1 pseudogene is annotated in these 1,252 nt (G+C 47.6%); it reads right to left on the reverse strand.

The features are described 5' to 3' along the window. Window positions 1–72: 72 nt before the first annotated feature. Window positions 73–1,252 (reverse strand): annotated as a pseudogene (locus IE094_RS15465) (IS3 family transposase); the annotation flags it as partial.

Genomic DNA, 1,252 nt, shown 5'->3' on the forward strand with positions numbered 1-1,252 from the left:
TGTCCGTCGTCAGATAAATTGGAACACGTGAGCTTATAAATTAATGGAGGCTCTGGTTCGTCGTTGATTTGATTATGCCGCTTTTCTGAAGTGTTGCAAGCGGCGCTGATTGATGGTGTTGCGTTTGATCTTCTTCCTTTCTCTGATGATTTCCTTGTCGCGCCCGAAGTACACATCTGCGGGGGTGACGTTATTTAAACTCTCATGGTAGCGCTTGTTGTTGTAGTATTCGACGAAGGCTTTGAGCTGACGTTCCAAATCACCTGGCAGATAATAGTTTTCCAAAAGAACTCGGTTCTTCATTGTCTGATGCCAGCGTTCAATTTTGCCCTGTGTTTGCGGATGGAAAGGCGCTCCGCGAACATGATCCATTCTTCGATCACCCAACCAATCGGCCAGTTCCCCAGAGATGTAGCATGATCCATTGTCGCTGAGCAGCCGTGGTTTGTGGCGAACGACGGCCTGATCACAACCCGATGCTTCCAGAGCCATTTCCAAGGTGTCAGTCACATCACCAGTCTTCATCGTCGTACACAGCTTCCATGCGATGATATAGCGGCTGTAATCATCTAATATCGTGCTCAGATAATACCAGCCCCAACCAATGATCTTGAAGTAGGTGAAGTCCGTCTGCCACATCTCGTTTATACGTGTCGTTTTGTCATGGAACTCAGATGCGGCCTTGATCGAAACATGGCTTGGCGCTGTGATCAGATCAGCAGTCTTCAATATACGATATACTGAAGATTCTGAGACAAAATACCGCCTCTCATCGGTGTATTTGATGGCAAGCTCTCTTGATGTCAGTGCTTCATGTTCCAGTGCAAACTCGATCAGATCATTACGCTTAGTTTCTGGAATACGGTTCCAAACAAGACCAGGGCTTGGTGACCTATCAGCCAATCCGTCCAGCCCGTTCTCAAGGTATAAGTCATACCAACGATAGAATGTGGTACGTGGAATGCATAACATATCCAAGGTTTTCTTCACTGACAGGTGTGACGCTTCAACAGTTCGTATGATTTCCAGTTTTTCCGACGCGGGATACCTCATTCCTCGTACTCCCCACTTCCTGTCATGCTTTTTTTGAGAAGGCGGTTCTCCAATGTCAGGTCGGCCACGCATTCTTTCAACGCCAAGGACTCTGATCGCAATTCTTTTACTTCAGGCGATGTAGCTTGGCGGGCAGTATCCCCTGACAAGCGGCGTTTCCCTGCTTCAAGGAATTCCTTGGACCAGCTGTAATACAGGC

Source organism: Paramylibacter ulvae, assembly GCF_014652655.1.
GTDB classification, from domain to species: Bacteria; Pseudomonadota; Alphaproteobacteria; order Rhodobacterales; family Rhodobacteraceae; genus Amylibacter; species Amylibacter ulvae.